This is a genomic window from Acidobacteriota bacterium (assembly GCA_039030395.1).
Taxonomy (GTDB): Bacteria; Acidobacteriota; Thermoanaerobaculia; order Multivoradales; family JBCCEF01; genus JBCCEF01.
In genome coordinates this window covers 35,950-61,948 of sequence record JBCCEF010000022.1, presented here as the reverse complement: position 1 = coordinate 61,948, position 25,999 = coordinate 35,950, and the positions used below count along the sequence as shown (strand labels likewise).

General features: G+C 65.4%; 23 protein-coding genes. 7 read left to right on the top strand and 16 right to left on the bottom strand.

The window, feature by feature from the left end:
• Window positions 1–24: 24 nt before the first annotated feature.
• On the top strand, window positions 25–792 hold the full coding sequence (locus tag AAF481_16900; protein MEM7482854.1) for a hypothetical protein: 768 nt from the start codon (window positions 25–27) through the stop codon (window positions 790–792).
• Window positions 793–1,116: 324 nt separating this feature from the next.
• Window positions 1,117–1,335, top strand: coding sequence for a LytTR family transcriptional regulator DNA-binding domain-containing protein (locus AAF481_16895; GenBank protein ID MEM7482853.1), 219 nt, complete (start codon window positions 1,117–1,119; stop codon window positions 1,333–1,335).
• On the opposite strand, the gene AAF481_16890 is transcribed toward AAF481_16895, so the two are convergent.
• On the bottom strand, window positions 1,332–2,480 hold the full coding sequence (locus AAF481_16890; GenBank protein MEM7482852.1) for a hypothetical protein: 1,149 nt from the start codon (window positions 2,478–2,480) through the stop codon (window positions 1,332–1,334). The two genes, AAF481_16895 and AAF481_16890, sit on opposite strands and share 4 nt — an antisense overlap.
• 117 nt (window positions 2,481–2,597) lie before the next feature.
• Complete coding sequence (locus AAF481_16885; GenBank protein ID MEM7482851.1) at window positions 2,598–3,317, bottom strand: DNA alkylation repair protein; 720 nt, start codon at window positions 3,315–3,317, stop codon at window positions 2,598–2,600.
• A 170-nt stretch (window positions 3,318–3,487) separates the two neighbouring features.
• On the opposite strand from AAF481_16885, the gene AAF481_16880 reads away from it, so the two are divergent.
• Window positions 3,488–4,237 (top strand): hypothetical protein, encoded by a 750-nt coding sequence (locus tag AAF481_16880; GenBank protein MEM7482850.1) that lies wholly within the window; start codon window positions 3,488–3,490, stop codon window positions 4,235–4,237.
• Window positions 4,237–5,685, top strand: a complete 1,449-nt coding sequence (locus tag AAF481_16875; GenBank protein MEM7482849.1) for a hypothetical protein — start codon at window positions 4,237–4,239, stop codon at window positions 5,683–5,685. The genes AAF481_16880 and AAF481_16875 overlap by 1 nt, the downstream gene beginning before the upstream one ends.
• Window positions 5,686–5,891: 206 nt before the next feature.
• On the opposite strand, the gene AAF481_16870 is transcribed toward AAF481_16875, so the two are convergent.
• The 4 genes from AAF481_16870 to AAF481_16855 all read right to left on the bottom strand — a co-directional run bounded on the left by AAF481_16870 (window position 5,892) and on the right by AAF481_16855 (window position 10,047).
• Window positions 5,892–7,682, bottom strand: a complete 1,791-nt coding sequence (locus AAF481_16870; GenBank protein MEM7482848.1) for an SLC13 family permease — start codon at window positions 7,680–7,682, stop codon at window positions 5,892–5,894.
• Window positions 7,683–7,698: 16 nt separating this feature from the next.
• Window positions 7,699–8,280, bottom strand: a complete 582-nt coding sequence (locus AAF481_16865) for a YdeI/OmpD-associated family protein (GenBank protein ID MEM7482847.1) — start codon at window positions 8,278–8,280, stop codon at window positions 7,699–7,701.
• Between the two features lie 55 nt (window positions 8,281–8,335).
• Window positions 8,336–8,899 carry a DinB family protein gene (locus tag AAF481_16860; GenBank protein ID MEM7482846.1) on the bottom strand — a complete coding sequence of 188 codons (564 nt, stop codon included), beginning with the start codon at window positions 8,897–8,899 and terminating at the stop codon, window positions 8,336–8,338.
• Window positions 8,900–9,009: 110 nt separating this feature from the next.
• A complete protein-coding gene (locus AAF481_16855) occupies window positions 9,010–10,047 on the bottom strand; it encodes a HAMP domain-containing sensor histidine kinase (protein ID MEM7482845.1) in 1,038 nt (345 codons plus the stop codon).
• 78 nt (window positions 10,048–10,125) lie between these two features.
• Between AAF481_16855 and AAF481_16850 the strand changes: the two genes are divergently transcribed.
• Window positions 10,126–10,278, top strand: a complete 153-nt coding sequence (locus AAF481_16850; protein ID MEM7482844.1) for a hypothetical protein — start codon at window positions 10,126–10,128, stop codon at window positions 10,276–10,278.
• On the opposite strand, the gene AAF481_16845 is transcribed toward AAF481_16850, so the two are convergent.
• The 8 genes from AAF481_16845 to AAF481_16810 form a co-directional block, all read right to left on the bottom strand.
• Window positions 10,251–10,943 (bottom strand): response regulator transcription factor, encoded by a 693-nt coding sequence (locus AAF481_16845; GenBank protein ID MEM7482843.1) that lies wholly within the window; start codon window positions 10,941–10,943, stop codon window positions 10,251–10,253. The two genes, AAF481_16850 and AAF481_16845, sit on opposite strands and share 28 nt — an antisense overlap.
• Before the next feature lie 56 nt (window positions 10,944–10,999).
• Complete coding sequence (locus tag AAF481_16840) at window positions 11,000–11,833, bottom strand: MipA/OmpV family protein (GenBank protein ID MEM7482842.1); 834 nt, start codon at window positions 11,831–11,833, stop codon at window positions 11,000–11,002.
• 108 nt (window positions 11,834–11,941) lie between these two features.
• Window positions 11,942–13,675 carry a serine hydrolase gene (locus AAF481_16835; protein MEM7482841.1) on the bottom strand — a complete coding sequence of 578 codons (1,734 nt, stop codon included), beginning with the start codon at window positions 13,673–13,675 and terminating at the stop codon, window positions 11,942–11,944.
• A gap of 219 nt (window positions 13,676–13,894) precedes the next feature.
• Window positions 13,895–15,166, bottom strand: coding sequence for a hypothetical protein (locus tag AAF481_16830; protein MEM7482840.1), 1,272 nt, complete (start codon window positions 15,164–15,166; stop codon window positions 13,895–13,897).
• The gene (locus AAF481_16825) at window positions 15,129–15,959 is read right to left on the bottom strand and encodes an outer membrane lipoprotein-sorting protein (GenBank protein MEM7482839.1); all 831 of its coding nucleotides are present in this window, start codon (window positions 15,957–15,959) and stop codon (window positions 15,129–15,131) included. Before AAF481_16825 ends, AAF481_16830 begins: the two co-directional genes overlap by 38 nt.
• A 56-nt stretch (window positions 15,960–16,015) precedes the next feature.
• Window positions 16,016–18,391, bottom strand: a complete 2,376-nt coding sequence (locus AAF481_16820) for an MMPL family transporter (protein ID MEM7482838.1) — start codon at window positions 18,389–18,391, stop codon at window positions 16,016–16,018.
• Window positions 18,392–18,475: 84 nt separating this feature from the next.
• The gene (locus AAF481_16815; GenBank protein ID MEM7482837.1) at window positions 18,476–19,045 is read right to left on the bottom strand and encodes a TetR family transcriptional regulator C-terminal domain-containing protein; all 570 of its coding nucleotides are present in this window, start codon (window positions 19,043–19,045) and stop codon (window positions 18,476–18,478) included.
• Window positions 19,046–19,548: 503 nt separating this feature from the next.
• Window positions 19,549–20,865, bottom strand: a complete 1,317-nt coding sequence (locus tag AAF481_16810) for a hypothetical protein (GenBank protein MEM7482836.1) — start codon at window positions 20,863–20,865, stop codon at window positions 19,549–19,551.
• A 206-nt stretch (window positions 20,866–21,071) separates the two neighbouring features.
• Here AAF481_16810 and AAF481_16805 point away from each other — a divergent pair, with 206 nt between their 5' ends.
• On the top strand, window positions 21,072–21,524 hold the full coding sequence (locus tag AAF481_16805; GenBank protein ID MEM7482835.1) for a nuclear transport factor 2 family protein: 453 nt from the start codon (window positions 21,072–21,074) through the stop codon (window positions 21,522–21,524).
• A gap of 99 nt (window positions 21,525–21,623) precedes the next feature.
• A complete protein-coding gene (locus tag AAF481_16800) occupies window positions 21,624–23,480 on the top strand; it encodes a serine hydrolase (GenBank protein MEM7482834.1) in 1,857 nt (618 codons plus the stop codon).
• A gap of 169 nt (window positions 23,481–23,649) precedes the next feature.
• On the opposite strand, the gene AAF481_16795 is transcribed toward AAF481_16800, so the two are convergent.
• Both AAF481_16795 and AAF481_16790 read right to left on the bottom strand, forming a co-directional pair.
• On the bottom strand, window positions 23,650–24,672 hold the full coding sequence (locus AAF481_16795; protein ID MEM7482833.1) for a DUF72 domain-containing protein: 1,023 nt from the start codon (window positions 24,670–24,672) through the stop codon (window positions 23,650–23,652).
• The gene (locus tag AAF481_16790; GenBank protein ID MEM7482832.1) at window positions 24,669–25,991 is read right to left on the bottom strand and encodes a hypothetical protein; all 1,323 of its coding nucleotides are present in this window, start codon (window positions 25,989–25,991) and stop codon (window positions 24,669–24,671) included. The genes AAF481_16795 and AAF481_16790 overlap by 4 nt, the downstream gene beginning before the upstream one ends.
• Window positions 25,992–25,999: the final 8 nt, after the last annotated feature.

Here is a 25,999-nt window from a genome sequence, read left to right as displayed (position 1 = left end):
GAGGCTGTCCTGGAGGACCACGCCATGCGAGTCGCTCAACTGCGCGTCAGCGCGATCGTTCTCATTCTTTTTCTCGCCTTTACGGCGCCGGCCTGCCTCTTGGCGCCGCCCTCGCCCCCCAACACCTGGACCGCCGAGGTCACGCCGAGTCTGATCTGTCCGGGCGAGTCGGTCACGGTGACCTGGAATGCCGGCCCATGGAGCGGCTGCAGGCGGGACGGTCGCGGAGGCTTCACCGGTCACGATCTCGACTGCGGGCACCCCACCCGCCTCATGGTCACCACCTTCCCCAACGAGATGTTCGCGAGCGATCCCATCGATTCCCGGGAGACCGCCGGTAGGCGGCTGATCAACCCCACTCAGAACACCTCGATCATTTTCTCGGCGACGGGGCGCAACGAGCCGACACCGCGTCTCGGCCGGGTGATCAGCGTGATGACCGAAGACGACCGTGACTCCGGGTATTTCTACGGCGTGTGCGACGCCGGCCGGCCGGCCTGGCAGGAACTCAACCTCTCCAAATCTTGGTTGCCGGAGAGCGCCGAGTTGACGGAGATCTGCAACCCCAACGACTTTCGGGTCACCGTGTTTGTCACCACCGGGACGCGTTCCGCGACCTTCGAACTCAGCCCCCGTGGCGACGAGACCGCCTGTACCGGACGGCTGGAGGACGTCACCGCCGTAACCGCGTCCACCCGCGATGACACGATCTTGGCCGGCTCCGGCTGCAGCGGAGTCCTCAGCGCCCCGCCCAGGCCCATACGGGTGCTCGAGACCTGGTCCTGCCCCTGAGCCCTTCCCGCTGTGGAGATGCTCCCGGATTCGCCGACCCTTGGCGGGTCCCGGTGACCGTTCGACCTCCCCTCGCGACCGTTCGCCGGTCCTGCGTCGACCGCTCGGCCGATCCTCGGGGTGATGTGTCCTGGCGTAATCCGAGCGCTCCGCTCCTCGCTTCGCGCGGTTCCGCGCCCGCATCGAGCGGGAGTGGCCTGCGGCGCTTTGACCGCTTTCGGGCGATCTCGCCCACCGCATCCGGCGCTTCGACGTGCTGGGGCCGGACGGTACGGTGTTCGACCGCGGCAAGGCGGTGGAGGTGTGGCGATGCGAAGGCGGCGAGTGGAAGTTTCTGCTGGACTCCTGGAACAGCAGCCAGTCGGCTGCCCCTTGCACCGTTCGGTGCTGGTGAAGCGGCATCGGGTGCGGCGCATCGGACCGGGATTCGACGGCCGCCACCGGGTGTTCGTCGAGGGCATCGATAAACCCTTGACGATGAGCGGGCGCTACGCCAAGCGCCTCGCCGAGCGATTGCACGTCGGTCCTAAGAGCGTTGGCTAGCCCGAATTGGGCTTCTCCTCGGCCATCGCCGTCTTGAGGGCGGTCATCAGATTGCGAGCCGCTTCTTCACGGCCCACTTCGCCGCGCACGAAGGGCAGCCAATGATCGAACAGCGGCTGGTGCATGACCTTCCAGTCGCCGCCGAAGACGCCGTTGGCTTCGGTGTAGGGGGTGTAGGTCTCGCCCTCCGCTGCCAGGATCTGACGGGCCACCTCGCCGACGGTGACGAACAGTACGCCGTGCCACAGGCTCCGGTGGATCGGCGCATCCACTTCCTCCGCCGCCTTGGCGATCAATTCGGCGATCGGCCCTCGGCGCGGCGAAACCAGTTCGTGGCTCGCTTCATGGAAGATCATCTCGAAGGCCGCTCGATCCTTGTAGCTGGCTCTGCGGCTGTTGATCTGGATGTGGGTCGGCACCCCGCGGAAGGCGACCGTATCGGCGCCGGCCCAGCCGGCCGTCTCCACCAGGTCGACGGCCAGCGGCTTGTGGTGCCAGGCCTTGCCGAAAAGCTCTTCGAGGCGAGCACCGATGGTGTCCGCGTGGCGATCGAGAAGCGGCACCAGGTCGGCCACCCAGCGGCGGTTGGCGACATCCTGCTCCTGCCAGGCGCAGATCCGCCAGGCCGGTGCGGCGGCCCGCAAGAAGAGCAGGGAAAGGGCGAGATCGCGCCGGTCGTCGTCGTCGAGATCGATCTCGATACCCACCAGGCGGGCGCGAATGATGGTGCGCTCTCGGCTGAAGTCGTAGGTGCCGGCGACGGTCTCGGCGAAGTAGTGCACCGCCGCCGACCAGGCGCTGCGATCCTCTTGGATCAGACGTTCCCAACACTCACCCTGAGCGAATGGGTCCGGCCGGTCTCGGCGTTGCGCCGTCGCCGAGGTGAGCACCGCGTCATAGACGTTGAAGGCGAAGTCCGAATAGAAGTTGAACCAGGGCGTTTCGGTGATCGGTCGTCGGCCGTCCGGGTCGCCCAGCGCGGGAACGAGGTCGTCACTCTGGACCAGGGCCGTACCCTTTTTGGACAACTCCCCGCTGGCGCTCTCCGCCGTCGCCGGCTCTCCATCCGACCCTTGTTCCGGTGCCGCGACGGCGGTGGCCGCGGCGAGACACGCGAGGATGACGAGGATCGGCTGTCTGGGCATGAAAGCTCCTTCCACGAGGAATCGATGGCGGCGGAGGCGCTGCGTCTTGATCTCTGTACGGTTACAACGTCGCGGGCGTCGGTGGGTTCCCATTCGGCCCAAGCTTTCCGGTCTTCGTCAACGCCCCTTGTAGGCGGCGGTGAGTTCCTCGCGCACTCCATCCGGCAAACGCCGAACGGCCTCTCGAAAGGTCACTCCGGACATTCGATCGAGGTGGCGGCGCACCCAATCGACGACGATTTCGGGACGTTCCTTCGAGGTTTCCCGGGCGACCCAACCGATGGCTTTGCGAAGGAAGAATTCCTTTTCATCGAGTAACCGGTCGCCATAGCGGACGAAGCGCGGCCAGTCCCCTCCGCCGCGGCGCAGTGGCAGCAGCAGGGCGAGGATGGCGGATCGGCGAATCCAGAAGTCGTCGTCTGCGATCCAGCGATCGAGAACCTCGGAGCCGGCGGCCGGGTGTTGCTCCACCAGCGGTCCCGCGCCGTGGACGGCGAGGGCGTCGACGTGCGCCCAGGTCTTCGCCCGGCGGAGCAGGTTCTCGAGGAGAGCGAAATCTGCGACTTCGAGCAGGTCGAGCCGGGAGGTGAGAAGAAAGGCTCCGAAAGACCGCAGCTCGTGGACTCGAGTGCGCCATAGGCCGCGGACGGTGGCGAGGAGCTGGGCGCGGGTGAGGGTCGGTTGCTCCTTCGACCAGCGCCGGACCTCTTTCCGGATCAGCGGTACCGGTACTCCGAGAAAGTCGAGATCGCTCTTGAGGTATTTCTTTTCATGGGTCGCCCGCTCAGTGGTGCCGAGGGGAGCGAGGCGATCGTGCAATTCCTGGACGGCGTTCATCACCGCAGAGTAACCGACGAACGAGCGTCCGTCGCCGGATCCGCCCAGCTCGCCCGTTGTTGCTTCTGACGGTACTTATCGCTTTGCAGGTGTAGAAGCTTACGGTTCAACGCCCGGAAGAACGCGACGTGGTCGCCGCTCGCATCGCGGGGCAAAGCGGAGGAGCACCCATGATGCGAGAAGCCCGTTCCACGGGGCCGAAGGGCGCCGGCCCCTACCCAGTTCCAGCCTGTCTCCTGGCGCTGCTGCTCGTCTTCGTGGCGGCACCGGCCTGGGGGGACGAGCCCCCCGGCAAGCCGCTGACGACGGGCTCCGGTTCCGACACCGAAAAGGTCAACGAGGCGATGGACGAGCTGCACTGCGCCGTTGACTCGATGGATCCATCGGATCCGAACCGAAAGAAGGCCGAGAAGGCCCTGGATGCAGCCCTCAAGGCGCTCAAGGGCAAGAAAGATCCCACCACCGGCCAGTACGAGTCGCGGATGCGGAAGCAAACGCTCACCAAGAAAGGGCACGACGCCTTCACCTCGATCGAGAACGACGACGGCAAGAACGTCTCGGGAACCGAGGAAGTGGGCGCCGGCAACGAGTACGTCGTGCTGGGAGATCACTGGCTGACCGGCAGTGCCCTCAAGGCGGGCCTGGCCGGCCTGCTGGCGCACGAAGGAATGCGCCTTACCCAGAAATACAACTACCCGCGAAAGAACCAGTCCTTCGATGACAAGTGCGGCATTGTCAACCGCGCTCTCGACGCCTGGGGACTCCAGATCGCCGTGCTCGAAGCCCTCTCCGCGAAGGAGACGGACCCGGACGAGAAGAAGAAGATCGACGACCGCATCAAAGACGCCAACAAAGCCAAAGACAGTTGGCAACAGAACAAAGACGCTCTCAACCAGATGCAGCCCGGGGGGTGCAAGTGATGACAATCCTCAAGACTTTCTTGGCCCTCTCCTGCGCCGTCGCGGTGGTCGCGCCGGCCGTCGTCGAAGCGCAGACCCCGGTGGTCGGCGATCGGCCGATCACCATCACCCCGACCCCTTCTCCCGGGCCGTTCCCCCATGTTCCGCGGGTGGCGATTCCCTTGATGCGGCCGGCTCGGTCGATCGCCCATACCGGCCCGATCAGCTCGTCGGTATCGGCCGCGGGTCTGCTGCACGACGGGCTCAACGGTGCCGAGGCGCTCACCGGGGTGGTGAACCCCGGAGACTTCCAGAAGCTTTCCGATGGCTCGTTCCTGGTCGCCGGCCGCCGCGCCGGCGGCAACGGTGCGGGTACCGTCGAGTACTGGCGCAAGGACGTCTTCGGCAACCTCTTTGGTGCCAGCCTGTACGTGAAAACGGGCTCGGATTTCTCCGGCGTGGTCTACGACGAGAATTCCGGGTTCCTCTACCTGCTCGACGCCAAGAAGAAGAAAATCTGGCGTGCTTCCTGGAACGGCTTCGGCCAACTGCCGCAGAGCTACTCGACCTGGGCGACGACCGCCGATGTCGGTGCCCTCCACAGCGCGCGGGATCGTTATCTCGACCTGGTGTGGCCGGCAGGCGACGACCCGGCGACGGATCCGGGACACGTCTACCTCGGTCTCTATCCGGACCCCCTGATCCAGGGCCGGGCGCTCTCCGGCAGTGCCGGAAACATCACCAACGCCCTGTGGGACTGGCGCGACCAGGATCTGGCGCCGGACTTCATCATCGACGCGGCGACGGTGTCCGAGAGCAGCTTCACCCTCGACGTGGTGAAGCCTACGCCGGCGGCTTCGGCGACGGCTATCGACATCGTGCATCTTGAAACCGGCTTCGTGCGCGGCATCGGCACCATGGCGAGCGGCGACGACCGGGTTTCGATTTCGCTTACCGCGCCGGTGGTTCTGGGCGATTCCTATGTCGCTCGCGAGTCCGGCCAGCCGACTACCAGCCGCTGGGCGATGCGCGCCATGCGGCGCTATGGGTTCCCGGAAGCGTTCTCCAACGGCACTGCCCTGCGGCCGATCTTCACGCCGCCGGACTCCTTCATCGGAAACCCCATCCTGACCATGCTGGTGGGGATGGAGATCGATAGTGGCAATCCACCGGCGGTGATCGAGCGGGATTACTTCGGCACCCTGCGGGTGGGGGTGCGAAGTTTCAGCGATCCGGTGGTGCCGTTGGGCGGCGGGCAGTTCTGGCTGTCGCCGACTACCCAGGTGGTGCCCGCGGTCGGGCGCATCGGCGCCGCCGGCCATGGCCTGATCGGCGCCACCATCAACATTCCGTTCAACGGCGGACTGATCGGCCAGGTGTGGTTCGTGCAGTTCGAGGTCACCGATCCGGACACCGGCGGCATCGTGCGGTCGGAGGTCGTCGGCTTCGAGATCCTGCCCTTCTTCTAGCCGGTTGCTGAAAAGGCCTTCGGCCTATGGTTTCAGCTTCCCTGCTAGTTTTTCTGGGCCAAGGGGGCTATGTGCCCCCCTCGCCCGAAATGCCTAGCCTTTACGGTCTCGCCCCCATCTTCGGCGCCGCCTCGCCCTTTGGGCTCGGAGCAGGCTGCTGAAAGGCTTCTGCAGCAGCGCGCTAGTGCGCCGGGTCTGGGTCTCGGTTAGTGGAACGGAAAGAAGACCGGCAGGAGCGCCGAGGCGAGGATCCAGAACAGCAGGTTCAGGGGGCCCCCGAAGCGGCTGAAGTCGGTGAAGCGGTAGTTGCCGGCGCCGTAGACCATCATGTTCGTCTGATAGCCGGTCGGCGTCATGAACGACGCCGACGCGGCGAAGCAAATGGCGATCACCAGCGCCTCCGGCCGCACGTCGAGCTGCGACGCCATGCCCAAGGCCACCGGCGTCAGCACGATGGCGGCGGCGCTGTTGGTCACCGTCTCCGTCGCGACCGACGTCACCAGGTACAGGACGGACACCGCCACCCACGGCGCGATGGCCTGCGGCACCAGAGCCGTCGGCGCTAGAACGGCGTTCGCCAGCTTGTCCGCCAGGCCGGTACGCAGCATCGCATCGCCGACGGGAATGAAGGCGGCAATGAATACGATCACCCGCCACTCGACCGCGCGGTAGGACTCCTGCGGCCGAATGACCTTCAGCACCAGCAGTACGACGATCGCCGCCAGCACCGCTACCACCAGGTCCACCAAGCCGGTGGCCGCGAGGAGGATGACCGATGGGACGAGGGCTATCGGCAGCCACCACAGCCGTTCCCGCCTTAGCTTCACGTCCACCTCCGTCGTGACGATCAGGTCGTGGTGGCGCCGCAGCTCCCCGAGGCGGTCCGGCGACACCACGATCAGCAGGGTGTCGGCGAAGCGCAGCCGGGTGCGGGCCAGGCGCTCCCGCAGGGTGGACTCGGCGCGGCGTATGGCCAGCACGAACGCGCCGTAGCTGTGCCGAAAGTCCGCTTGCTGGAGGGTGCGGCCGATCAGGCTGCTGTTGGGACTGACCAGGGCTTCGACCACCTGCTGGCTTTCGGACAGCTCGGCGTCGTCGAGCTTGACGTCACTCAGCAGGGCCACGCCGGTCTCGTTGCGCAGTCGCAGCAGGTTGGACGGACCGCCGCGCACCAGCAGCAGATCGCCGACTTCGAAGGGCACCGTGCGCAGATTGACCGAGATCCGCTGGTTGCCCCGGATCACCGTCAGCACGGTGACGTCGTAGCGCTCGCTGAGCTGGGCCTCGAGGGCGGTCTGGCCCACCAGCTTGGTGTCTTCCAGGATTTCGAGTTCGGTCAAAAAGTCATCCATCTCGAACTCGCTGGTCAAAGTCTCGATCTTCGTCCGCTCCGGCAGGAAGCGCGGCGCCAGCACCAGAACGTAGATCAATCCCACCGCCAGGAAGACGACCGCCATAGGAGTGAACTGAAACATCGACAGCGGCTCTTGGCCGTTTTCCTCCAGCAGCGAACTCACCAGCAGGTTCGTTGAGGTACCGATCAGGGTGAGGGTGCCGCCGAAGATGGCCGCAAAGGACAGCGGCATGAGCACTTTGCTGGGATTGATTTCGATCCGTCGGCTGATATCCACCGCCAGTGGAATGGTCATGGCCACCACGGCGGTGTTGTTGAGGAAGCCGGAGATCACCGCCACCACCGCCAGGAGCACGCCGATGCCGAGCCACTTGCGGTGCCGGAAGCGGCGACTCAAGCGCTCGCCGGCCAGCTCGACCAGGCCGGTGCGGATGAGGGAGTGGCTCAGAATGAACAGGCCGCCGATGGTCAGCACGCCTTTGTTGGAGAAACCGACCAGGGCTTCGTTCACCGGCACGATGCCGGTGACCATTAGCGCCAGCACCAGGCCGAGGGCCGTCACATCGACCGGCAGCAGCTCGAGCAGGAACGAGGCGAGAGCCGCGATCAAGAACGTCAGCAGAAGAATCGCTTCGAAGGACATGGTGCGAGGAGGGGCGTTAAGTGTACTTCCGCAGCATCGGGATCTTCTCGCCGGCGGCGCAGGAATCGATCAGGATCTGCAGCCGGCGCCGGCGGGTTTCTTCGCGCTTGGCGCTCACCACCCAGTGAATGGAGGTCTTGGTGTAGCCCGGCGCCAGCTCCTCGAAGAACCGCCAGGCCTTCTCGTCCGACCGAATCCGGTCCTCGTACTCCTTGGGCAGATGGGCGGACTCTTGTTCGTAGGAAGCGCGCGCGATCTTGCCTTCGTTGCGCAGCTCATAGGCCTGCATGCCGGCCGGCTGCATGCGGCCTTGCTCGATGAGCTCTTGCACCATCCCGAGGTTCTTCTGACTCCAATGGCTGGTGGCCTTGCGGCGAGTAAAGCGGATCTTGTAACTCGCCTCGTCGATCGACCGACGGAGCCCGTCGATCCAGCCGAAGCACAGGGCTTCTCGAACGGACTCCTCCCAGGTCACGCTGGCTTTGCCGGTCGCCACCTTCCAATAGCCGACCCACAGAACCTCCGCGCCGTCATGGTTCGACTCCAGCCAGGCTCGAAACTCGGCGGGAGATGCGAAGAAGATGGGTTGCTCGGACATTCGCGTGGTCTCGGCTGCCCCTGGTGACTTTACTAGGCTTGGAGAATCAGGCGGCCTACTCGGCCTGCTGGCTCCAGGGCGGCACCAGGCCCATGCTGCGGGTGTAGCTGATGGCTTGGCCCAGATGCTCATGGGCGTGCCCGAGGAGAATCATGTAATAGGCCCGTTTGGGCTGCGGGGGACCGAAGATCTGGACCTCCGCGTCGAGATCTTCGAGGGAGCCAAGAGCCTCCGTCAAGTAGGCGAAGGATTCCTTGAGCTTGGCCACCACTTCGTCCTTCGAAGTAATGGTCTCCTCCCACATCTTCGCCGTGGCGATGGGGTTCTCGCCGATCTCGACCCCTTCCGGCGGGGCGGCGCCGAGAGCGCCGGGCAGCATTAGGTTGGCGCTCACGACGTGCATGTAGACCTCGCTCAGGGTACGGACCTCGACCGTCGGCCGCCAACCGTACATGTCCTCCGGAGCGGCCTCGGCCAGCGCGATCAGCTTCTTTGCCGTTTCCTCCAGGTTGGCCGTCACCGCTGCTTTGAGGGCGTCGTCGCCGCCGTCCGCCGTCGCCGGCAGGGTCGTGCACAGGGCGAGCAGAACCAGGAACATCCCCTTGAATAGATATCTCATCGCAATTCCCTTTCTTTTGGTCGTCCAGAGCAACCGGCAGGCAAATTCTCTTCGGGGTGCTGCCGGGTCTTCGAAGGTGGCAAGAGTCTATCCGACGCCCAGGCGAGCAATCAGTCTTGCTCCGTGGCCGGAGCGAACTGAATGCGCCCCGCCGTTCCGCGGCCGACTTCGCTCGACAGTTCGAAGCGCCAGCCACAGCGTCGGCAGATGCGATGCACGATCGGCAACCCCAAGCCGCCGCCGGCGGGAGCGTCGGGATCGTTCAGGCGTTGCAGGAGCTCCGAGTCGATGCCTCTTCCGGAATCCGCGACCCGAGCCCATCGGCCTTCGATGGCGACCTGGATTTCGCCGCTCTCGGTGTGCTCGATGGCATTGCGGATGAGATTGGAGAGCGCCACCATCAGGAGGGTCGAGTCCCGAAAGGGGCGGTCGTGGTGCGGGGGCGTTGCGACCAGTTCGACGCCCGGCGGCAGGAGCAGGCGGAACTCTTCGATCAAGTCTGTGAGCTGGGTGGCGATCGGGAGCCCGTCCTGGGCGCTGCGGCGGCTTTCCTCCCGCGCCATCCACAGCAAGCTCTGGATGGTCGCATTCATTCGGCGAACGGAGCGCGCGATCCGCCCCAGGCGATCGGTGAACCGAGGATCATCGGCCGGATCTTCATCGGCCAGGAGATCGCACACCCCCTGGATCACGGTCACCGGCGTGCGCAGTTCGTGGCTGGCTTCGCGCAGGAACAGCCGCTCGCGGCGGCGGGCTCGTTGCGTCCGCTCGTGGGCTTCGTCGAGGGCTCGCGCCAGGGCGCCGATCTCATCCGCCGGTAGGCCCCAGGCATAGGGCGACTGGCCGGCGGCCAAGCGTTTCTCGAGCCTTTCGATGGGAGCGACCAGCCGCCGAGCGAGGAGCCACCCGAGGAGGCCGCCTGCGAGGACGGTGGTCACCAGTCCGGCGAGGATCGCCAAGGCGAGTTGATCTTCGGCCCGCTCGCTCTCCGGGAAGCGGGCGATCGACAGCACCAGACCGTCTCTGTCGGGGTGGGGCCGTACCAGAGCGTGGAGTTCGGCGTCGTGAGTCTCGGCTTCGTGATAGCCGGGGATCAGGGTGCCGAAGGGGCGAGCGAGGTCCACCGGCACTTCAGAAACGGGGCCCAAGTACATGAAATCCGACGCCCTACCAGGGATTCCCTCGCGGGATCCTTGGGAAGAATACCGGTCCAAGGAATCGATGAGTTGACGCTCGATGAAGCGATCTTCGACCCGCCAGAAGATAAAGAAGACGAGCGCGCTGAAGAGAATCCCGAGGAGGGCGGCGAAGGCGGCGAAAAGCAAGCTCAGCCGCTGGCGGATACCGAGCCTCATCGCTCCGGTGGACGCAGGAGGTAGCCCTGGCCGCGAACGGTGTGGAGCAGCGGATCCGCGAACGGGCGGTCGATGGCGCGGCGTAGGCGGTAGATGTGAGAGCGCAGGAGGTCTTCACTCACTTCTTGGTCCTGCCAGAGCGCATCGGCGAGATCCTGCCGGCGGACCAAGGCGGGGGAGGCGCGCATCAGAATGGAGAGGATCTTCAACTCGGTGCGATTGAGCTGCAGCACCTGTCCCGCCCGACGCACCGTCCTGCTCGGCCAATCGAGTTCCAGATCGTGGACCTTGAGGATCTGAGGCTCGCCCGCCACGCCACGACGCAACAGGGCCTGGAGGCGGTGGAAGAGTTCCGGCAGAGCGAACGGCTTGACCAGGTAGTCGTCGGCTCCGGCTTCGAAGCCCTTGATCTTGTCGTCGAGGGCATCGCGGGCCGTCAGCATCAGGATCGGCGGCGCCTCGAAGGTAGAGTCGGAGCGCAGGCGGCGACAGAGGGTCAAGCCGTCGATCCCCGGCAGCATGAGGTCGAGCACCAGCGCGTCGAACGAGCCGGTGACCGCCAGGTGGAGGCCGCTGATGCCGTCATAGGCGAAGTCGAGCACGAAATGACGGCTCTCCAGGTACTCCGCGATATTCGACGCGACATCCGGGTCGTCCTCGATGACCAGTACTCGAGGCCGCTCGATCACCGTGGTGGCTCGATCATGGGTCTCTCGGAGTGGGATCTAAATCGGGTGTCAGGGCATCAGAAGCGAAAGAGCACACCGAAGGCCGCCTCGTAGGTGACGTCGGAGCCTGCGTCGCGAATCAGCGGGCTGTCGGCGGCTTTGGAAAAGTAGTGCTCGACTTCGAGGTCCGCCAGCAGGCTCCACTTCCGGGAAGAACCTTGCCGCGAAAAATCATAGCGCAGGCCCAGCGCGGCGGTGGCCGATTTGAGACCGCCTCCGGGCTCGTAGGGTGCCAGTCCGGAGGCGGCAGCCACGGCGGCGCTGATTCCGAACTCCGTCCGCATGTGCTCGCTGTCGCCCCAGCTCACGTCGATCCGGGGACTCAACAGCACCTTCTCGCCGATCGCTCGGTCGTGGCCGAGGGCGAGGAAGGTCACCAGTCCTTTGCCGCGGCCGAGGATGTCCGGTTGCAGCACGCCGGCGAGGTAGGTGTTGCCGAAGCGGCGGAAGAGCGAGATCTGTCCTTCGAGGGTGTCGCGAACCTCCTCGAACTCGGCGAGAGCGGGATTCTCCCTGTCGCGCCCCTCTTCGTATTCGAGGGTGATCTGGAGGGCGGTGCGTGGCGAAAGATCGAAGATCCCCGACACCTGTCCCAGGGACAGGATGTAGCGGTTCCCCTTGCGATCACGAAACAGGGCCCGGATATCCGCGTCCGGCTCGACCTCGCTGTCGTCGGAGCCGGCATAGTCGGGTTCTGACTCCACGCCCAGAAAAATCTCGACGTCCCACCAGCGATCCCGTTCCTGCAGATACCACGGGCTCTGCGGATTGCGCTCCGGTTGGGCCAGCAGGGGAGGCGCAACCAGTGACAGGCTGACGAAGCATAGGCAACTGACGATTCGGGTTCTCATCTCTAGATCTCCAGGTCGTTATGACTTGGAGGCTAGAGCCGGCGCCGTGGAAAGACCGTGGAATCACCGTGGAAGAAGCGTGGAAGCGTTGGACCGATACTCGCTCGCTCAGGTGCCCCCGCCCGAAGCCATGCGTTCGATCATCGCCTCGGCGTTGCGGTTTTCTGGATTGAGTTCCAGGGAGCGCTGGTAGGACTCGATGGCTGCGGCGTTTTTCTCCTGATTCATGTAGACCTCGCCCAGGCTGTCCCAGGTGTTGAAGGCCTGCGGGAAGAGGCGGGTGTTCAGCTCGAACACCTGCTGCGCTTCGGCCAACTTGTCGGCCCGCATGAACTGGTAGCCGATGACGTTGATGCGCCCTTCGACTCGGTTGGCCCGGACCTCGTCCTCGGCGAGGAGGGATTGGAGGTTCTTTTCCGCCCGCTTCGGCCGCTCGAAGAGATCGAGCAGGGCGTCGGCGATGCGGATGGAGAGGTCCGGCGAACCTCTTGAGGTGCGCTTTGCCTGAGTCCCTTCTCCTGCGGGAATCCTGGCGAGATGCCGGCGGGCGGCCTTCTGGTCGCCGCGCGCCCGGGCCGCGATGGCCGCCTGGGCGACGGTGGCGGCATCGGCGAGGCCAGCCGGCTTGCCGTCGTCGTCGTAGATCGGCAGGTAGCGGTCGAGGCTGTCCTCCTCGAGGAACCAGCCGTCCTCCTGGGGATAGTGGCGGAAGGTGCCGGCGAAAGGAGCATCGACGATCAGATAGTCGCCGCGATCGATGATCCGCAGGGTCGCTTGCTGCGGTAGTCCCAACGGAGCCGGCGGATGTGGCCACTCGCCGGCCAAATCGGCCATCGGCATGCGGTGGCCGGGGGCGGTCCTCGGCGGCTGGGTGACGTCCGCCAGGGGCACGAGGCGCGGGGCCGCCACGGCCTCGCCGGTGCGGGCGTTGATCACCTTCTCCATCAAATTGAGGAGTTCTTGGTATTCGGTGCCCTCGCCGCGATAGGTGTTGGCGCGGTTGACGATCACCATGTCGAGGTCCGGCAGCGACACGATCATCTGACGGCCAACGCCGCGGGCGGCGACGAATCCGTGGTCAGCGAAGCGCGGCTCCAGCGCCACCCACCACATGAAGCCGTAGCCGAACTGCTCGTTGTCCTTCGAGTAGAGGGCGGTGCTGCGCCGCACCCACTGGCGCGAAAGGATCCGCTCGTCCCCCCAGCGTCCCTCGCGGGCAAACAGCAGGCCGAAGCGAGCGGCGTCCCGGGCGGACAGGCGGAAGGGGTAGGCCGGGTGCTTCGACTTGTCGAGTTCGTAGTGGAAATAGCCGTCGCTGGGGCGCCAGTCCTCCATCCGTAGAGGCTGCGCGAAGTGCTCGTCGAAGGCCTCGAAGACGGAATCTCCGGTCTCCTTCTCGAGGATGGTGGCGAGGGTGTTGAAATCCCAATTGTTGTAGGCGAAGTAGCGGCCCGGCCCTTCGCTGCCGCGCGGCCGGGAGTCCGTGCGGCCGGCGTAGGCGGCCGGGTGGAAGACTCCTGAGCGGGCCTTCAGAAGGTCGAGAATGCGCGCCTGCTCCTCGCTTTCGAGAAGGCCCTCGCCCTGCTCGTCGATGCCGACGTCGGCGAGGGTCTTGTTCAACTCCATCTCGTCGCGATCCCAGTAGATGCCGAAGATCGCCGACAGGAAGCTCTTGCGCACCGAGTGGCACATGAAGCGGCGGTCCGTTGCACCCCAGGCGGTCACCACGGCGCCGTCGGCGATCACCATGAAGGCGGACGACGATAGGTTCTCCCAGTCGGCCTTGGCGGCGGCCAGCTCGGCGGTGTCGAATCCGGCTTCGGCCGGATCCGCGTACTGCATTCACTGCTCGTCGGGAACGCGATCCGAGGCGAGGAGGGGAAGGGAGATCCAAAGGACGAGCGTTGCGGCGAGCCATCGAGCCATCGGGAATCCTCCGAAGATTTCAGGCAACTCCGTGGTGGTGGGTGACGATGAGAACCACAGCAGGCTACCAAGGCCGTCCTCGGCGGCCGCTAGTGACCCGTACGCAACGGTCTCCGTTTTGTGGCGCTCGCTCCCTCAGAAGTGGCGGGCGAGGCGGAGCAGGAAATGGTCGTCCTCGGCGAAGCCGGCGAGCGGGTCATCCAGCGGCAAGCCATCGAATACGCGCACTTCGGCGTCAACGGTCCAGCTTGCGCCGAAGCGCCGGCTGAACTCCAGCAAATAGAGGGCGGCGTCGGATTCGAGATCGAGAATCGCCCCGGCCAGCAGCTCGCTGCTCTGCACGTCGTTGAAGGCCACCCGCGCGCCGGCGAAGAGGTCGTCCTGGAAGGGTGAGAGGCCATCGCCGGGGGAACCTTCGCGCCCGCGCTCGTCCCACAGATACTCGACAACCGGTCCGACATCGGCCGCCGTATCGAAGACTCCGTACAGGGTGTACTCGAAGCCGGCGGTGGCGGCGGCAAAGGCCTCGCCCTGGCCGGAGCGATGGATCGCCTCCAGTTTCAGGAGCCAGCTTCCGAGGGTGGCCTGCAGGTCGAGGCCGGTCTGGTCGATCTGATCGTAGAACGGCACCAGTTCCGGATCGCCGTCGGATCTCAGCCGGGGCAGGAAGCGCGGCTCGCGGGAGGTGCCGGTGAAATGCGAGAGGCCAAAATCGAGGGGGCCGATGGCGTGCGACCAGCGAGCCGCGAAGTCGACGTGGCTCTCCTCGGCGGAGGATTCGTAGAGGGCCTCATCGGACACCGGCAGGGCGGGGGAGAGGCGTCCTTCCGGGCTCGGAAAGGTTCGTTCCCGAAAACCCGGCAGGACGAACAGATCGAGGATGCCCCAGGAGCGGATCAGGCTCCACTGCACCATCGGCTGGCCGAGTTTGTCCTCGCCGTCGGGGTTCTCGACCAGATCCGTCTGGTTGACGATGTCCACCAGATGCTGCGACTCGGTGACTCCCCAGAACACCTTGCCGATACCCACCAGGAGTTGCCAGCGCCCACCGGACTTCTGCCAGGTGAGTTCGCGGATGTCGAAGTGGCTGCGGTCGTCGTCCAGAGTGTCCAGCCGCAGAAAGGGCTTGAAGGTCAGGCGCTCGCCATCGCGCGCTAGGTCGCGCTGGTACTCGGGCTCCAGAACGAGCGAACCCTGGACCCCGTCGTCCTGGCGGCCGAAGACGGGATCGTTCAGGAAGGCGCGTCCCTCGACGGCGACGAAGCCGCTCCACTCTCCCCGAGGCGCCTCTTCTTGAGCCCATCCCGGGAGCGCAGCGAGCCAGCAGATCGCTGCCGCCAAGAGGGCCGGATGACGGCGAACGCCCACCCTACCGGGTGCGCGCCAGGCTGGCACGGTCGAAGTCATGGTCTTCGAGGCCGGTGCGGAACTGGTAGTTGCTCCACACCAGCCGGGTGCTCTTGCCGGTCTGGTGGTTGACCATGTCCATCGTCTCGGGCCGCCAGTATTGATCGAGATACTGCTGGTAACCACCGAAGGTGAGGGTCTTGAGCAGGGCGTCCTTGCGGTCGTAGAAATCGATCTTTAAGGTGCGGTACTCGGCCTGATCGATCCACACCACCTGCCGGGTGTAGCCCGACTTCGAATCGACCGGGTAGCGCTCGATGACGAAGGTCTGTTGGCCGTCGAGGGTCTCGTCGCGCAGGTAGCGGTAGGTGTATTCCTCGACCTCCTGGGAGGAGATGTCTTCGTAGGCGAATTCACTGCCCACGAAGGGGCCGGATTTGTTGCTCGATGCGATTCGCTTGACCCGCTTCAGGGCCGGTAGGTAGAGCCACTGGTCGTCGTCGCCGGTCTTGTGGCTGAAGGTGAGGAAGGCGGTGCCGTCGATGTCCGCCGGTTTGTCGAAGATCACCAGGCTTTTGTCGCCGTCGTTTTCCTGTTCAAGGGTCTTGTTACGCAGTTCCCGTTTGCTCTCCTGGCCGTTCTTGTTGCGCAGGGTCATCTCCAATTCGGCGGTCGAGTCGTGGAACCCGGTGTCTCGGCGATCCGCCTCCTGGGCGATTTCGAGGCCCCGCTCCTCCGGCGTCTGGGCGGCGGAGGGGAGGGTCGCGACCACGGCGACGGCGACCAGCAGGAGGACCGTCATGACGGACGAGCGGGTCCGCTCCAGAGTCTGAATGGGGTTTGCAGGTTTCATCACATCACTCCTTAGTGTTCTGGGAAATCTCTAGTTTCAGTAGGTTGGCTCGGGCCTCAGGCGGTGCCTTCGGCGACTCCGGGGTCGAGGTGGGCGGACTCCGCGGCCGCCCCTTTGCGCGCTTTGCCCTTGTCGCCGTCGATCCACATCAACAGCGCCGGCAGCAGAGTGAAGTCCGCCACCAGGGCCACGACGATGGTGACTGCGGCGAGCAGGCCGAGGTCCGAGTTCTGTTTGAAACTCGACTGCGCCAGGATCAGGAAGCCGGCGGTGAGCACCGCTGAAGTGACCCACAAGGCCTGGCCCACCGAGCGGAAGGCATAGCGCACGGCCCCGGCGGCGTCGAGTTCCTTCTCGCGCCGGGCGCGCAAATATTTGGTCAAGAAGTGGATCGAGTCATCCACCACCACCCCCAAGGTCATCGCCGCCACTACCGACACGGCGAAGCCCACTTCGCCCACCAGCAGGCCCCAAGCCCCGAAGGCCATGGCCGCCGGCACGGCATTGGGGATGATGCTCAGCAGGCCGATCTTCCAGCTCCGCAGAGTCACCATCAGCACCAGGGAAATCAGCAGAAAGGCGATCGAGGTGCCGAAGATCATGCTCTCGATGTTGCGCTTGGTGATGTTGGCGAACATGGTGGTCGGCCCGGTGGCGCGCGCCATCATCTCCGGCGGCGCGTTGTTGGCGAGCCACTCTTCGGCGCGCCCAGCGAGGGCCAGGTACTCGTTCGTCGGCATGTCGCCCACCGTCGCCAACAGGCGGGTCGAACTCTTGTCGACATTAATCTGGTTGTTGAGGTCGAGACCGAAGGGCAGCGACATCTCGTAGAGCAGAAGGTACTGCGCCGCCAGCTCTCGATTCTCCGGCAGCCGGAGGTAGGCCGGGTCGTCGCCGTGCATGTTCATATTGAGGCGTTTCATGGTGTCCGTCAGGGCCGACACGTTGAGAACGTCCGGCTGGGCGCGGAACCACTCGGTGAAGCGGTCGACGGTGGCGAGGTATTCGGGCGAGCTGATGCCGCCGGTTTCACCGCTCTCCAGGGAAAAGTCGAGTTGGTACACGCCGGTCAAGTTCTGTACCGCGTAGTCCGTGTGCTGCCGGAACTCGATCGAATCGTCGAAGTACTGGATGAAGCGGTCGCTGATGACGTTCGACGGCACGAACGAAACCGTCGCGATGATCAGAGCCACGGCGCCCCACAGCATCCAGTGGCGCCGGGCCACCACAAAGTCACCCAAACGTTCAAAGAACGGTGCCTTTGAGCGCGCCGCGCGTACTTTGACCCGCACCGGCAGGATCGCCATCAGCGCCGGCAGCAGGGTCATCGACAGGACGAAGGCGGCGATCACCCCCACGGCGGTGATGTTGCCGAGATGCTGGAGCGGCGGCGAATCGCTGAAGTTGAGGCTCAAGAATCCGATGGCGGTGGTGACGCTGGTCAACAGCACCGGCAGGAAATTGATCCGTATGGCCTCCACCAGAGCCTCCCGCTTTGCCGTGCCGCCGCGCATCTCCTGGAACATGGAGACCAGAACGTGAATGCTGTCGGCGATGGCGAGGGTGAGGATCATGGTGATCGACTGGACCGACACCGGAGTCAGGTGGGTGCCGCTGAAACCGGTCACTCCCATCGCAACGGCCGCCGACATGCCGATCAGAACCACCGTTGCGAAGGTGCCCGAGAAGGAGCGCAGGAGCAGCACCATCACGGCGATCAGCACCAGGTACATCAGGGGAATCACCGACGAAAGATCTCCCTCGCCGGCTTCGACGAACGCGTTGTTGAGCATCACCACACCGGACAGCCGGACCTCGATACCCGGATGAGCCTCTTCGATTTCGGCCGCCAGTTGCCGCGCGAAGGAAACCGGCGGGATCAGTTCCTTGGGATCCTCACCGCTGAGCTGTACCGTGACGCTGACGCCGGTGACGTCGCCATCCGGCGAGATCAAACGGCCGACCAGTTCCGGCCGCTCCAGGGCGATCGAGCGGATCCGCGCCAGTTGCTCCGCGGTGAGATCTTCCGCCCCGGTCACCAGGTCTTCGACGATCAGGTCGTCGGCATCGGCCCAGGTGTGCTGGAAGTTGGTGATCGAATCGACCCTCGATGAGGCCGGAACCTGCCAGGCCTTCTCGGTGATCTCCTCCACCGCCGCCAGGGTGGCCGGGGTGAACACTTCGCCGTCTTCCGGCGTGACCACGAAGAGGATGTTGTCGTTCTTGCTGTAGATTTCGTGCATGGCGTCGAAGGCCAGCAGCTCCGGATTGCTTTCGCTGAAGAATACGCGGTAACTGGTGGCGAATCCGAGATGCCGCGCTCCGCTGGCTACCGCGGCGACGGCAAGGACCGTGACCACCAAGACCGGCCAGCGCCAGCGTATGAGCCAGCGGGCTGCGCGGGTCACCCTTTGGTCGAGCGTTTCACTCATGGCTTCCTTCTCCTGTTATGGCATGCATACTGGTCGGTATGTATCGGAGTAGACTTGGCTTGGCTACAGACTGTTCTTTTCGGGCTAGGCGGCGTGGGGCCGGAGGCTTTCGGCAAAGGCCACGAAGCCCTCGGCACAGGCCTGCAGTGTGTTTTCGTCGCGGGTGGTCTTGCCAATTGAAATACTGCCTTCCCAGCAAGCGACGATGAAGGCGGCGGCGCTGGTGGCGTCGAGATTTTGGCGCACTCGACCGGTCTCTTGGCCGCGCCGCAAACATTCGGCGAGGCGCTCCTGCCACTCGCTGAAGATGTCGGCCATTCGCTGCCGGAAGGTCTCGTCGACGGACGACAGTTCCTGCGCCAGATTGTTGAGCGGACAGCCCAGCACCAGCACTTCCGAGGTGGTCATGGCCGCGGTCTGCCGGACCATCTCGATCAGCGCCCCGGCGGGATCGTCACTCGCTTCGATCGGATCGAGGAAGTGTTCCAGGACCATCGGACGGATGATCTCGTCGAGCACCGCGAGGCCGAGGTCGCCTTTGCTGCCGAAGTGATGGTAGAGGGCTCCTTTGGTGACTCCGGCTCGGCTCAGGATGGCGTCGAGGCCGGCGGAGCGGAAGCCGCAGCGATGAATCTCGTGGAAAGCTGCCTGCACCAGTGCTTCTCGCGTTCCCTCCGGATCGCGCACTCGGGCGAAGGGTGACTCTTGGGCGTCAGGTGCGGACGAGACGTCCGCTGAGTCGGCTGATTCCATACCGACCAGTATGTATGAGGTGGCGGCGAGTGTCAAGAACCATCGCTGGTCATCCGGTGCCACCAAGCGGGAGGAGGTGCCAAGCGGGAGGAGGTGCCACCCGAATGTTCTAGGCGCGATGAGGTTCTTCTAACCCGTTGATTTTAGGAGCTTTGACAATTGGGTGGCACCAAGCGGGAGGAGGTGCCACCCGAATGTTCCAAGCGGGAGTAGGTGCCACCCGAATGTTCGAGGCGCGATGAGGCTCTTCTAACCCAAGCGGGATGAGGTGCAAGCGGGAGGAGGTGCCACCCGAATGTTCTAGGCGCGATGAGGTTCTTCTAACCCGTTGATCTTAGGAGCTTTGACAAGTGGGTGGCACCTAGTCGGCGGCGGCACCTAGTCGGCGGAGCGATGCCTGGCCTTTACTCGACGGTGGCGGACCAGTGGGTGAGGTCGCCGGTCTCGAAGTCGTCCCAGAAAATGGGCACTTCGAAGCGGCGGCCGAAGAGGCCCTCGAGAGGATCCACGTCGCTGTCCGGTGAGGTCCACACGGCGAGGCCCCGGGCATCGGCGCCGATGCCCACCTGGCTGAATCCCTGGTTGCCGGTGGTGACGAGGTTCAGGACCTCCGCCGCGCCGCGCGGGGCGCCGGACCGATTGAGATGCTGCGCGAGGACCGCCGCACCGTCGCCGTCCTGCAGAAAACTGTCCCAGGTCACCACCACGCCGCCGCTCGGGTCGAAGGCCAGCCGAGGCGAGAAGTCCGCACCGGTGCCGGCGTTGATCTGCAGCTCGCCGGTGGTGGGAGCGCCGTCCGCCCGAAAGAGACGCAGGAACACCGCCGGCGCCGTGGCGTCCTGGACGTCGTCCTCCCAGGCCACCGCGAAGCTGCCGTCCGGTCGGACCAACAACCTCGGGTTGTCCTGGTTGCCGGTACTGAAAGTGTTGACCGGGATTTCGGCTCCTTCCGGCGTGCCTGCGGTGTCGCCGAGGCGGGCGACGACGGAATCGAGATCGCCGTCCTGGCCGTCGCTCTCCCAGACGAAGACGAACCGGCCGGCGGCGTCGGAGGCCAGGTCGAGGTCTTCCTGGTCACCGGCGGTGGTGGTGTTGACGGCCATCTCGCCGCTCACCGGCGAACCCGCCGCGTCGAACCGCCGGGCGACCAACTCCTCGGTCGGGTCGTCGACCGGCTGGGTTTCCCAGGCCACCAGGAAGCCGCCGTCCGCCGCGCCGGCGACGACGGCGTCGTTCTGGTCTCCTTCCGTGGTGGCATTGACCGGGACCTCGCTCCCCGCAGGGTCGCCCGCCGCGTCGTAGCGCTGGCCGTAGATGCCGCGCAGGCTTCCGTCCTGGAGTTCACTGTCCCATACCACCACGAAACCGCCGCCGGCGAGGGCGGCGATGTCCGGATCCACCTGATCGCCGACGGTCTCCGTGTTGACCTGCACCTCGTCGCCCAGCGGTGTGCCGTCGGCGGCGAAGCGGCGCAGGAAAATACCCTCACCGGAGCCGTCTTGACCGAAGCTTTCCCACACCAGGGCGAAGGTGCCATCCGGCGCCACGGCGAGACGCTGATCGTTTTGTTCGTCGAGGGTTTCCTGATTGACCGGAAATTCGCCGCCGCTGGGCACGACCTGGGCGCCGGCCGGCGTCGCCGCGGCCAGCGAAGCGAGGAGAAGAAGCAGCAGGGAGCAGCGTAGTGAGGAGCGAGAAACGCTGAGGAGTCTGTCGGGCATGAGGAGTCGCGATCCTTTCAGGGGAGTGGGTTCTTCCGATCTCGGCGCTCGGCTGCGCAGGCTATCCCAGCCGGGCGGCAGGAATAAAGCCGCCTATGGCGATGATTGAATGGCGCCTCCCTGCACCCCGCCGAGGGAGGAGATAAAGTCACGGGGAACGGCCATTTCTCCTTGACTATCGTGCCCAACCGCACAGAAAGATTCCGATGAAGAAGATTGTCGTCCTCTTTTCTCTTGTCGCTCTCCCGATGGGCGCTACTTCGCTCTCCGCCGACGATGCCGCCGTTGCCGAGATCAAGAGCCTGATCGAAACCAGCTATGTCCATGGAGCTTTCAACGAACTCAACCCGGAGGCGATGGAGCGCGGTTTCCATCCGGACTTCGCCATTTTCTCGGCGAAGGGCGAAGAGCTGTCGAAATACCCGATCGCCGATTGGGTCGCCGGCACCGCGGAGCGCAAGGCCAGTGAAGACTTCGATCCGGCGAAGAATGTGTGGACCCACCACTTCGCCTCCGTCGACGTCACCGGCAATGCCGCCGCCGTCAAAATCGAACTCTCCAAGGACGGCACGCTGATCTTCACGGACTATCTTTCCCTGCTGAAGTTCGACAGCGGTTGGCGGATCGCGGCCAAGATCTACTACCGTCACCCGGACTGAGCCTCTCCACCTCCGAAGGCGGAGGTCCGCCGGACACCTGACCGGTATTTTGATCCAGGCCTCGATCCGTTGCTAGGGTCCGCCGGAAAAGGAGGATCGATGATGACAAAGACTCGGCTCATCGGTGTACTGGTGCTCGTGGGGGTGGCGATCATCGCCCCGGCGATACTCGCCGGTTCGGAAGTTCTACCGGAGCATCTGGCGGCTTTGCGGCTCCAGGGGCCGGTGCTCATCGCCGGCCAGACCGGCTGGCCTCTCGAACAGAGGATGCAGGATCTCGACGTCCATGGGGTGTCGGTGGCTTTTTGCGCCGACGGCGAGGTGCGCTGGGCCGAGGCTTGGGGCTTCGCCGATGTCGAAGAGGGGGTCAAAGCCACTCCGGAGACCCTCTTCCAGGCGGCCTCGATCAGCAAACCGGTGAGCGCTGCCGGGGTGCTGCGCCAGGTGGAGAAGGGCAAGCTCGCGCTGGATCGCAACGTCAACGAGTTTTTGCGCTCCTGGAAGCTGCCGGAGAACGAGTGGACGGCGGAGCAACCGGTGACCCTGGAGCGGATCCTTTCCCACAGTGCGGGCCTCACGGTGCACGGCTTTCCGGGCTACGCGTTGGGGGCGCCGGTGCCGACGGCGGTGCAGGTGCTCGAAGGCGAGCCGCCGGCCAACACCTCGGCGGTGCGGGTCGACCTCGAACCGGGAACTCGGTTCCGCTACTCCGGCGGCGGCACGACCATCGCGCAGGTGGTGTTGACGGACCTTCTCGGCGAATCGTTCCCGGTGCTGATGGAGCGCACCGTGCTGGGACCCGCGGGTATGGCCTCGAGCACCTTCGAGCAGCCGCTGCCGCCGGAGAAGCTGTCGCGGGCGGCGGCGGGCTACTTCCGAGACGGCTCGCCGGTCGCCGGCAAGCGCCACACCTACCCGGAGATGGCGCCGGCCGGACTGTGGACCACCCCGTCCGATCTCTGCCGGTTCGCCATGGAGATCCAGGCGGCCCGGCGCGGTGACGAAGGTGCCCTGCTCGGCCGCCCGCTGGCCGAACGGATGACCACACCCCTCGCCGAAGAGGCGGGGCTCGGTTTTTTCATCGACGATCGCAGGGGCGAGAAGTACTTTGGCCACGGCGGCGCCAACGAGGGATTCCAGTGTGAGCTGACGGCGAGTCGCGATCACGGCTTTGCCTTGGCGGTGATGACCAATTCCGACAACGGCGGTCGCCTGGCGCGGGAGATCGTCCGCGCCGTCGCCCAGCGTGAAGAATGGCCCGGTTACCTGCCGGCTCCGCTGCCGGTCGTTCCCTTCGCGGACGGCGACCCCGCCGCCCTGGCCGGCCGCTACCGCGTGCACGGTGATGAGGCGATCGAGCTGGTGACCGCGGACGGACGGCTGTTTAGCCGGTCAGCGTCCGGGGCCGACGTTTCGCTGTTTCAGATCGCGCCGGGGGAGCTGGCCCGGATGGACCGGGAGATTCGCTACGAGATCGAACGCGAGGAAGAAAGCGTACGGTCCGTGACGGTGGTCACCCCTCCCTGGCGGGATCGGCCGGAACGGCGGCAGCGGGCGGAGCGCATGGCGGAAGGTGAGCGTTTGCCTTCGGACTTCCTGGTCGCCGGAGAGTTCGAGAGGGCCGCCGCGGCCTATCGGCGCCTGCACGCCGAACAGCCGGACGACCCGGCGGTGGCCGAATCGCGCCTCAACACTTTGGGCTACACCCTCGCCGGTGAAGGCCACCTTGACCAGGCGATCACGGTGCTCGAAGCGGCGGTGGCGCTGTATCCGCGCTCCGCCAACACCTACGACAGCCTGGCGGAGATCAACCTGCAGGCGGGCAACCGCCAACGGGCGCTGGAGCTGTACCGGCGGGTGCTCGAAGTGCTGCCGCAGGACACCACCACCACGAACGAATCCCTGCGCGACTTCCTGCGCACCAACGCCGAGGCGAAGATCCGAGAGCTAGGCTAGCAGGTTGCTGAAAAAGGCCTTCGGCCTATGATTTCAGCTGCCCTGCTAGCTTTCCTTTCCAGGGGGCTGGGCGCCCGCACGCGGTCCGCCCCTCGCCCAAAAACACCAGTGTTTTCGGGCTCACCCCATCCACGGCGCCTACGGCGCCGCCTCGCCCTTCGGGCTCGGATCAGGAGCCGGGCGCTTTCGGCCCGCGCTTGCGGTCGGTTTGGGCGGCCCGCAGGCGGGCGATGGTGCGGGCCAATTCGAACAGGGTGTGGGGCGCCGAGCCTTCGGCCTTGTTGTTGGCGATGGTGAAGACCCGCTTGCCCGCGCCGAGGGCGTTCGTCGCCAGTGCGGCGACGGTGCGCCGGGCGGTGGGGTCTTCGTCCATCAACCGGGTGTAAGGCTGGTAGCGGCGGCGAGCGTCGCCGTAGGTGAGGTGGCTTTGGAGCATCCAGCGGATGACCAGCGCCTTGCCTTCCAGGGCGCCGCTCAGGCGGGCTTGGGTGCCGACGTCCGGCATGCGCGGGTGGAGATTGAGGCAGTGCAGGGTCCCGGCGTCGGCCAAGGCTTCCGCCCACGGTGGGCCGAGCAGTTCGCGGTTGCGCAACTCCACCGCATAGCGCGGTCCGGACGGAAGCCGGCGTAGGAAGTCGTGCAGGCGGTCGATGAAGTCGCCGGCCATCTCCTGCGGTGCGAGCTGGAAGAGAAGCACGCCGCCCTTTTCACCGAGGCCCTCGACGAAGGGCTGGACGATTTGGTCCGTAGCGTAGGCCGGGTCGAGAAAGCGGGGATTGGTCTCTCCCCGGCGCGTGCCGTAGCGCGGATGCTCCGGAAAGACGCGGACGGTCGAGTCCTCATGAGCCTTGACGACGAAACGAAAGTTCTCCGGCACCGCCTCCGCCATGGCGGCGAGGGCCTCGGCGGTCATCGGCCGGTAGTGGGTGCGGTCGAGGCCGACGCCGGTCAGTAGCGGATGGCGGGCGTAGGCGTCCAGGCCGTGGCGGGAGAGGGTCTGGGGGGAGTGGCTGCGCCGGTAGACGAAGCCGGCCCAGCCCGGGAAAGACCACGACGAGGTGCCGAGGTGGAGATTCTCCGGCAGTGCCGCCGCAACCTCGGCGAGGTACGGCGGCACCTCCGCCGGCTGCACCGGGTTGGGCTTGCGTCCATCCGGCGCGCCTTCGAAGAGGGAGAGCTGACTCGCCGTCAAGTAGCGTCCTCAGGGAATTCCAGGGGCTGACCGTCCTTGAAGACCCGCGTCGGCTCGCGCAGGTGGCTCAGGTCTTCGAGGGGGTTGCCGCCCAGAACGACCAAGCTCGCCTCCGCTCCGTCTTCGAGGGTTCCGATGCGGCGGTCGGGAAAGATCGCTTGTGGAGTCTTCGAACAGAGCATCGACACCAGCATAGCTCGGTCGAGCACTCCCAGCGATGCGAGATTCATCACCTCGTCTACCGCCGAATCGCCGTAGCGATCGCTGCCGATGATGAGTTCGACGCCGGCGTTCGCCAGGGTGTGGAGATTGGCCGCATGATTTTTGCGCATCGCTGAGAGGCGTTCCGGGTCATCGCGGCCAAATCCCTGGCTGAGCAAGGTCGTGGTGACCACCGCCACCCCCTGCCGGGCGGCCTTCGCCGCGTCTTCCGGGGTGATCCGATAGCGCGTCAGGTCGTCTTCGGAGGGGAGGTCGTAGCCGGGCATGTGGGCGACCATATCGATGCCCGCATCGACCACCAGGGCGAAGTCCACGGCCGTTTCGATGTGTGCAGAAACGCGCAGTCCTTCGGAGTGTGCCCGCGCGATGATCGGCGGAACGAGGGCCGGGTCGAGGCCGGAGCGTCCGAAAAACTCCGGGTCGTCCCGGCGGCGATGGTGGTCGTCCGAGTGCTCCACCATGATTTTCACGAAGTCCGGCTGCGCAGCCATCAGGGTGGGCCAGTGCGCGTCGATGTCCGCCGCGCTCTCGACGATGAAGTATCCGTCGCCATCGAGGTCTTCGACCGTCATCCCCGGATAGACGCTTCGCTTTGCGAGCTTCTGGAAAACCGCCATGCCGTGACTCTGCTTCGACCCCACGAGGCCAAAGGCGAAGGCAACATCGACGCTTTCGGGTCCGTTGACCAACGCGCGCACTGCCTGGCGGTAGCGACCCGGGCTGCCCTGGTTCATCAGGTAGAAGACCCCTTGGGGCAGGAAATTCAACGAGTGCTCGCTGACCCGCTCCGGCACGGCGGGCCAGTGGGTGTGGGCATCGCCGAAAGCCGGCAGCACGTAGCCGCCGGCGAGGTCGATCACCTCCCTGACGTTCTCGGGCCGGTTCGCGCGCAACACGCCATCTACGGCGTACATGGTCTGCTCTTCGAAGCGGCCGTCGCGGTACCAGTAACCGTTGGTCATCTCGTAGACGAGACTGGGCGTGGTGCCCGTCGCTTCTTCGGCCGGATGGACGGTGCAGGCGCCGAGGACGCCTCCTAACAGGACAAAGCAGCAGATCAGCAACAGGGGCATGAAATCCCCTCTGTCGAAATCCATGAAGCGCA

Coding starts and splice junctions, on each gene's coding strand:
- AAF481_16900 (MEM7482854.1), top strand. CDS start 25: ATGCGAGTCGCTCAACTGCGCGTCAGCGCGATCGTTCTCATTCTTTTT.
- AAF481_16890 (MEM7482852.1), bottom strand. CDS start 2,480: ATGCCCAGACAGCCGATCCTCGTCATCCTCGCGTGTCTCGCCGCGGCC.
- AAF481_16885 (MEM7482851.1), bottom strand. CDS start 3,317: ATGAACGCCGTCCAGGAATTGCACGATCGCCTCGCTCCCCTCGGCACC.
- AAF481_16880 (MEM7482850.1), top strand. CDS start 3,488: ATGATGCGAGAAGCCCGTTCCACGGGGCCGAAGGGCGCCGGCCCCTAC.
- AAF481_16875 (MEM7482849.1), top strand. CDS start 4,237: ATGACAATCCTCAAGACTTTCTTGGCCCTCTCCTGCGCCGTCGCGGTG.
- AAF481_16870 (MEM7482848.1), bottom strand. CDS start 7,682: ATGTCCTTCGAAGCGATTCTTCTGCTGACGTTCTTGATCGCGGCTCTC.
- AAF481_16865 (MEM7482847.1), bottom strand. CDS start 8,280: ATGTCCGAGCAACCCATCTTCTTCGCATCTCCCGCCGAGTTTCGAGCC.
- AAF481_16860 (MEM7482846.1), bottom strand. CDS start 8,899: ATGAGATATCTATTCAAGGGGATGTTCCTGGTTCTGCTCGCCCTGTGC.
- AAF481_16840 (MEM7482842.1), bottom strand. CDS start 11,833: ATGAGAACCCGAATCGTCAGTTGCCTATGCTTCGTCAGCCTGTCACTG.
- AAF481_16835 (MEM7482841.1), bottom strand. CDS start 13,675: ATGCAGTACGCGGATCCGGCCGAAGCCGGATTCGACACCGCCGAGCTG.
- AAF481_16830 (MEM7482840.1), bottom strand. CDS start 15,166: ATGACTTCGACCGTGCCAGCCTGGCGCGCACCCGGTAGGGTGGGCGTT.
- AAF481_16825 (MEM7482839.1), bottom strand. CDS start 15,959: ATGAAACCTGCAAACCCCATTCAGACTCTGGAGCGGACCCGCTCGTCC.
- AAF481_16820 (MEM7482838.1), bottom strand. CDS start 18,391: ATGAGTGAAACGCTCGACCAAAGGGTGACCCGCGCAGCCCGCTGGCTC.
- AAF481_16810 (MEM7482836.1), bottom strand. CDS start 20,865: ATGCCCGACAGACTCCTCAGCGTTTCTCGCTCCTCACTACGCTGCTCC.
- AAF481_16805 (MEM7482835.1), top strand. CDS start 21,072: ATGAAGAAGATTGTCGTCCTCTTTTCTCTTGTCGCTCTCCCGATGGGC.
- AAF481_16800 (MEM7482834.1), top strand. CDS start 21,624: ATGATGACAAAGACTCGGCTCATCGGTGTACTGGTGCTCGTGGGGGTG.
- AAF481_16790 (MEM7482832.1), bottom strand. CDS start 25,991: ATGGATTTCGACAGAGGGGATTTCATGCCCCTGTTGCTGATCTGCTGC.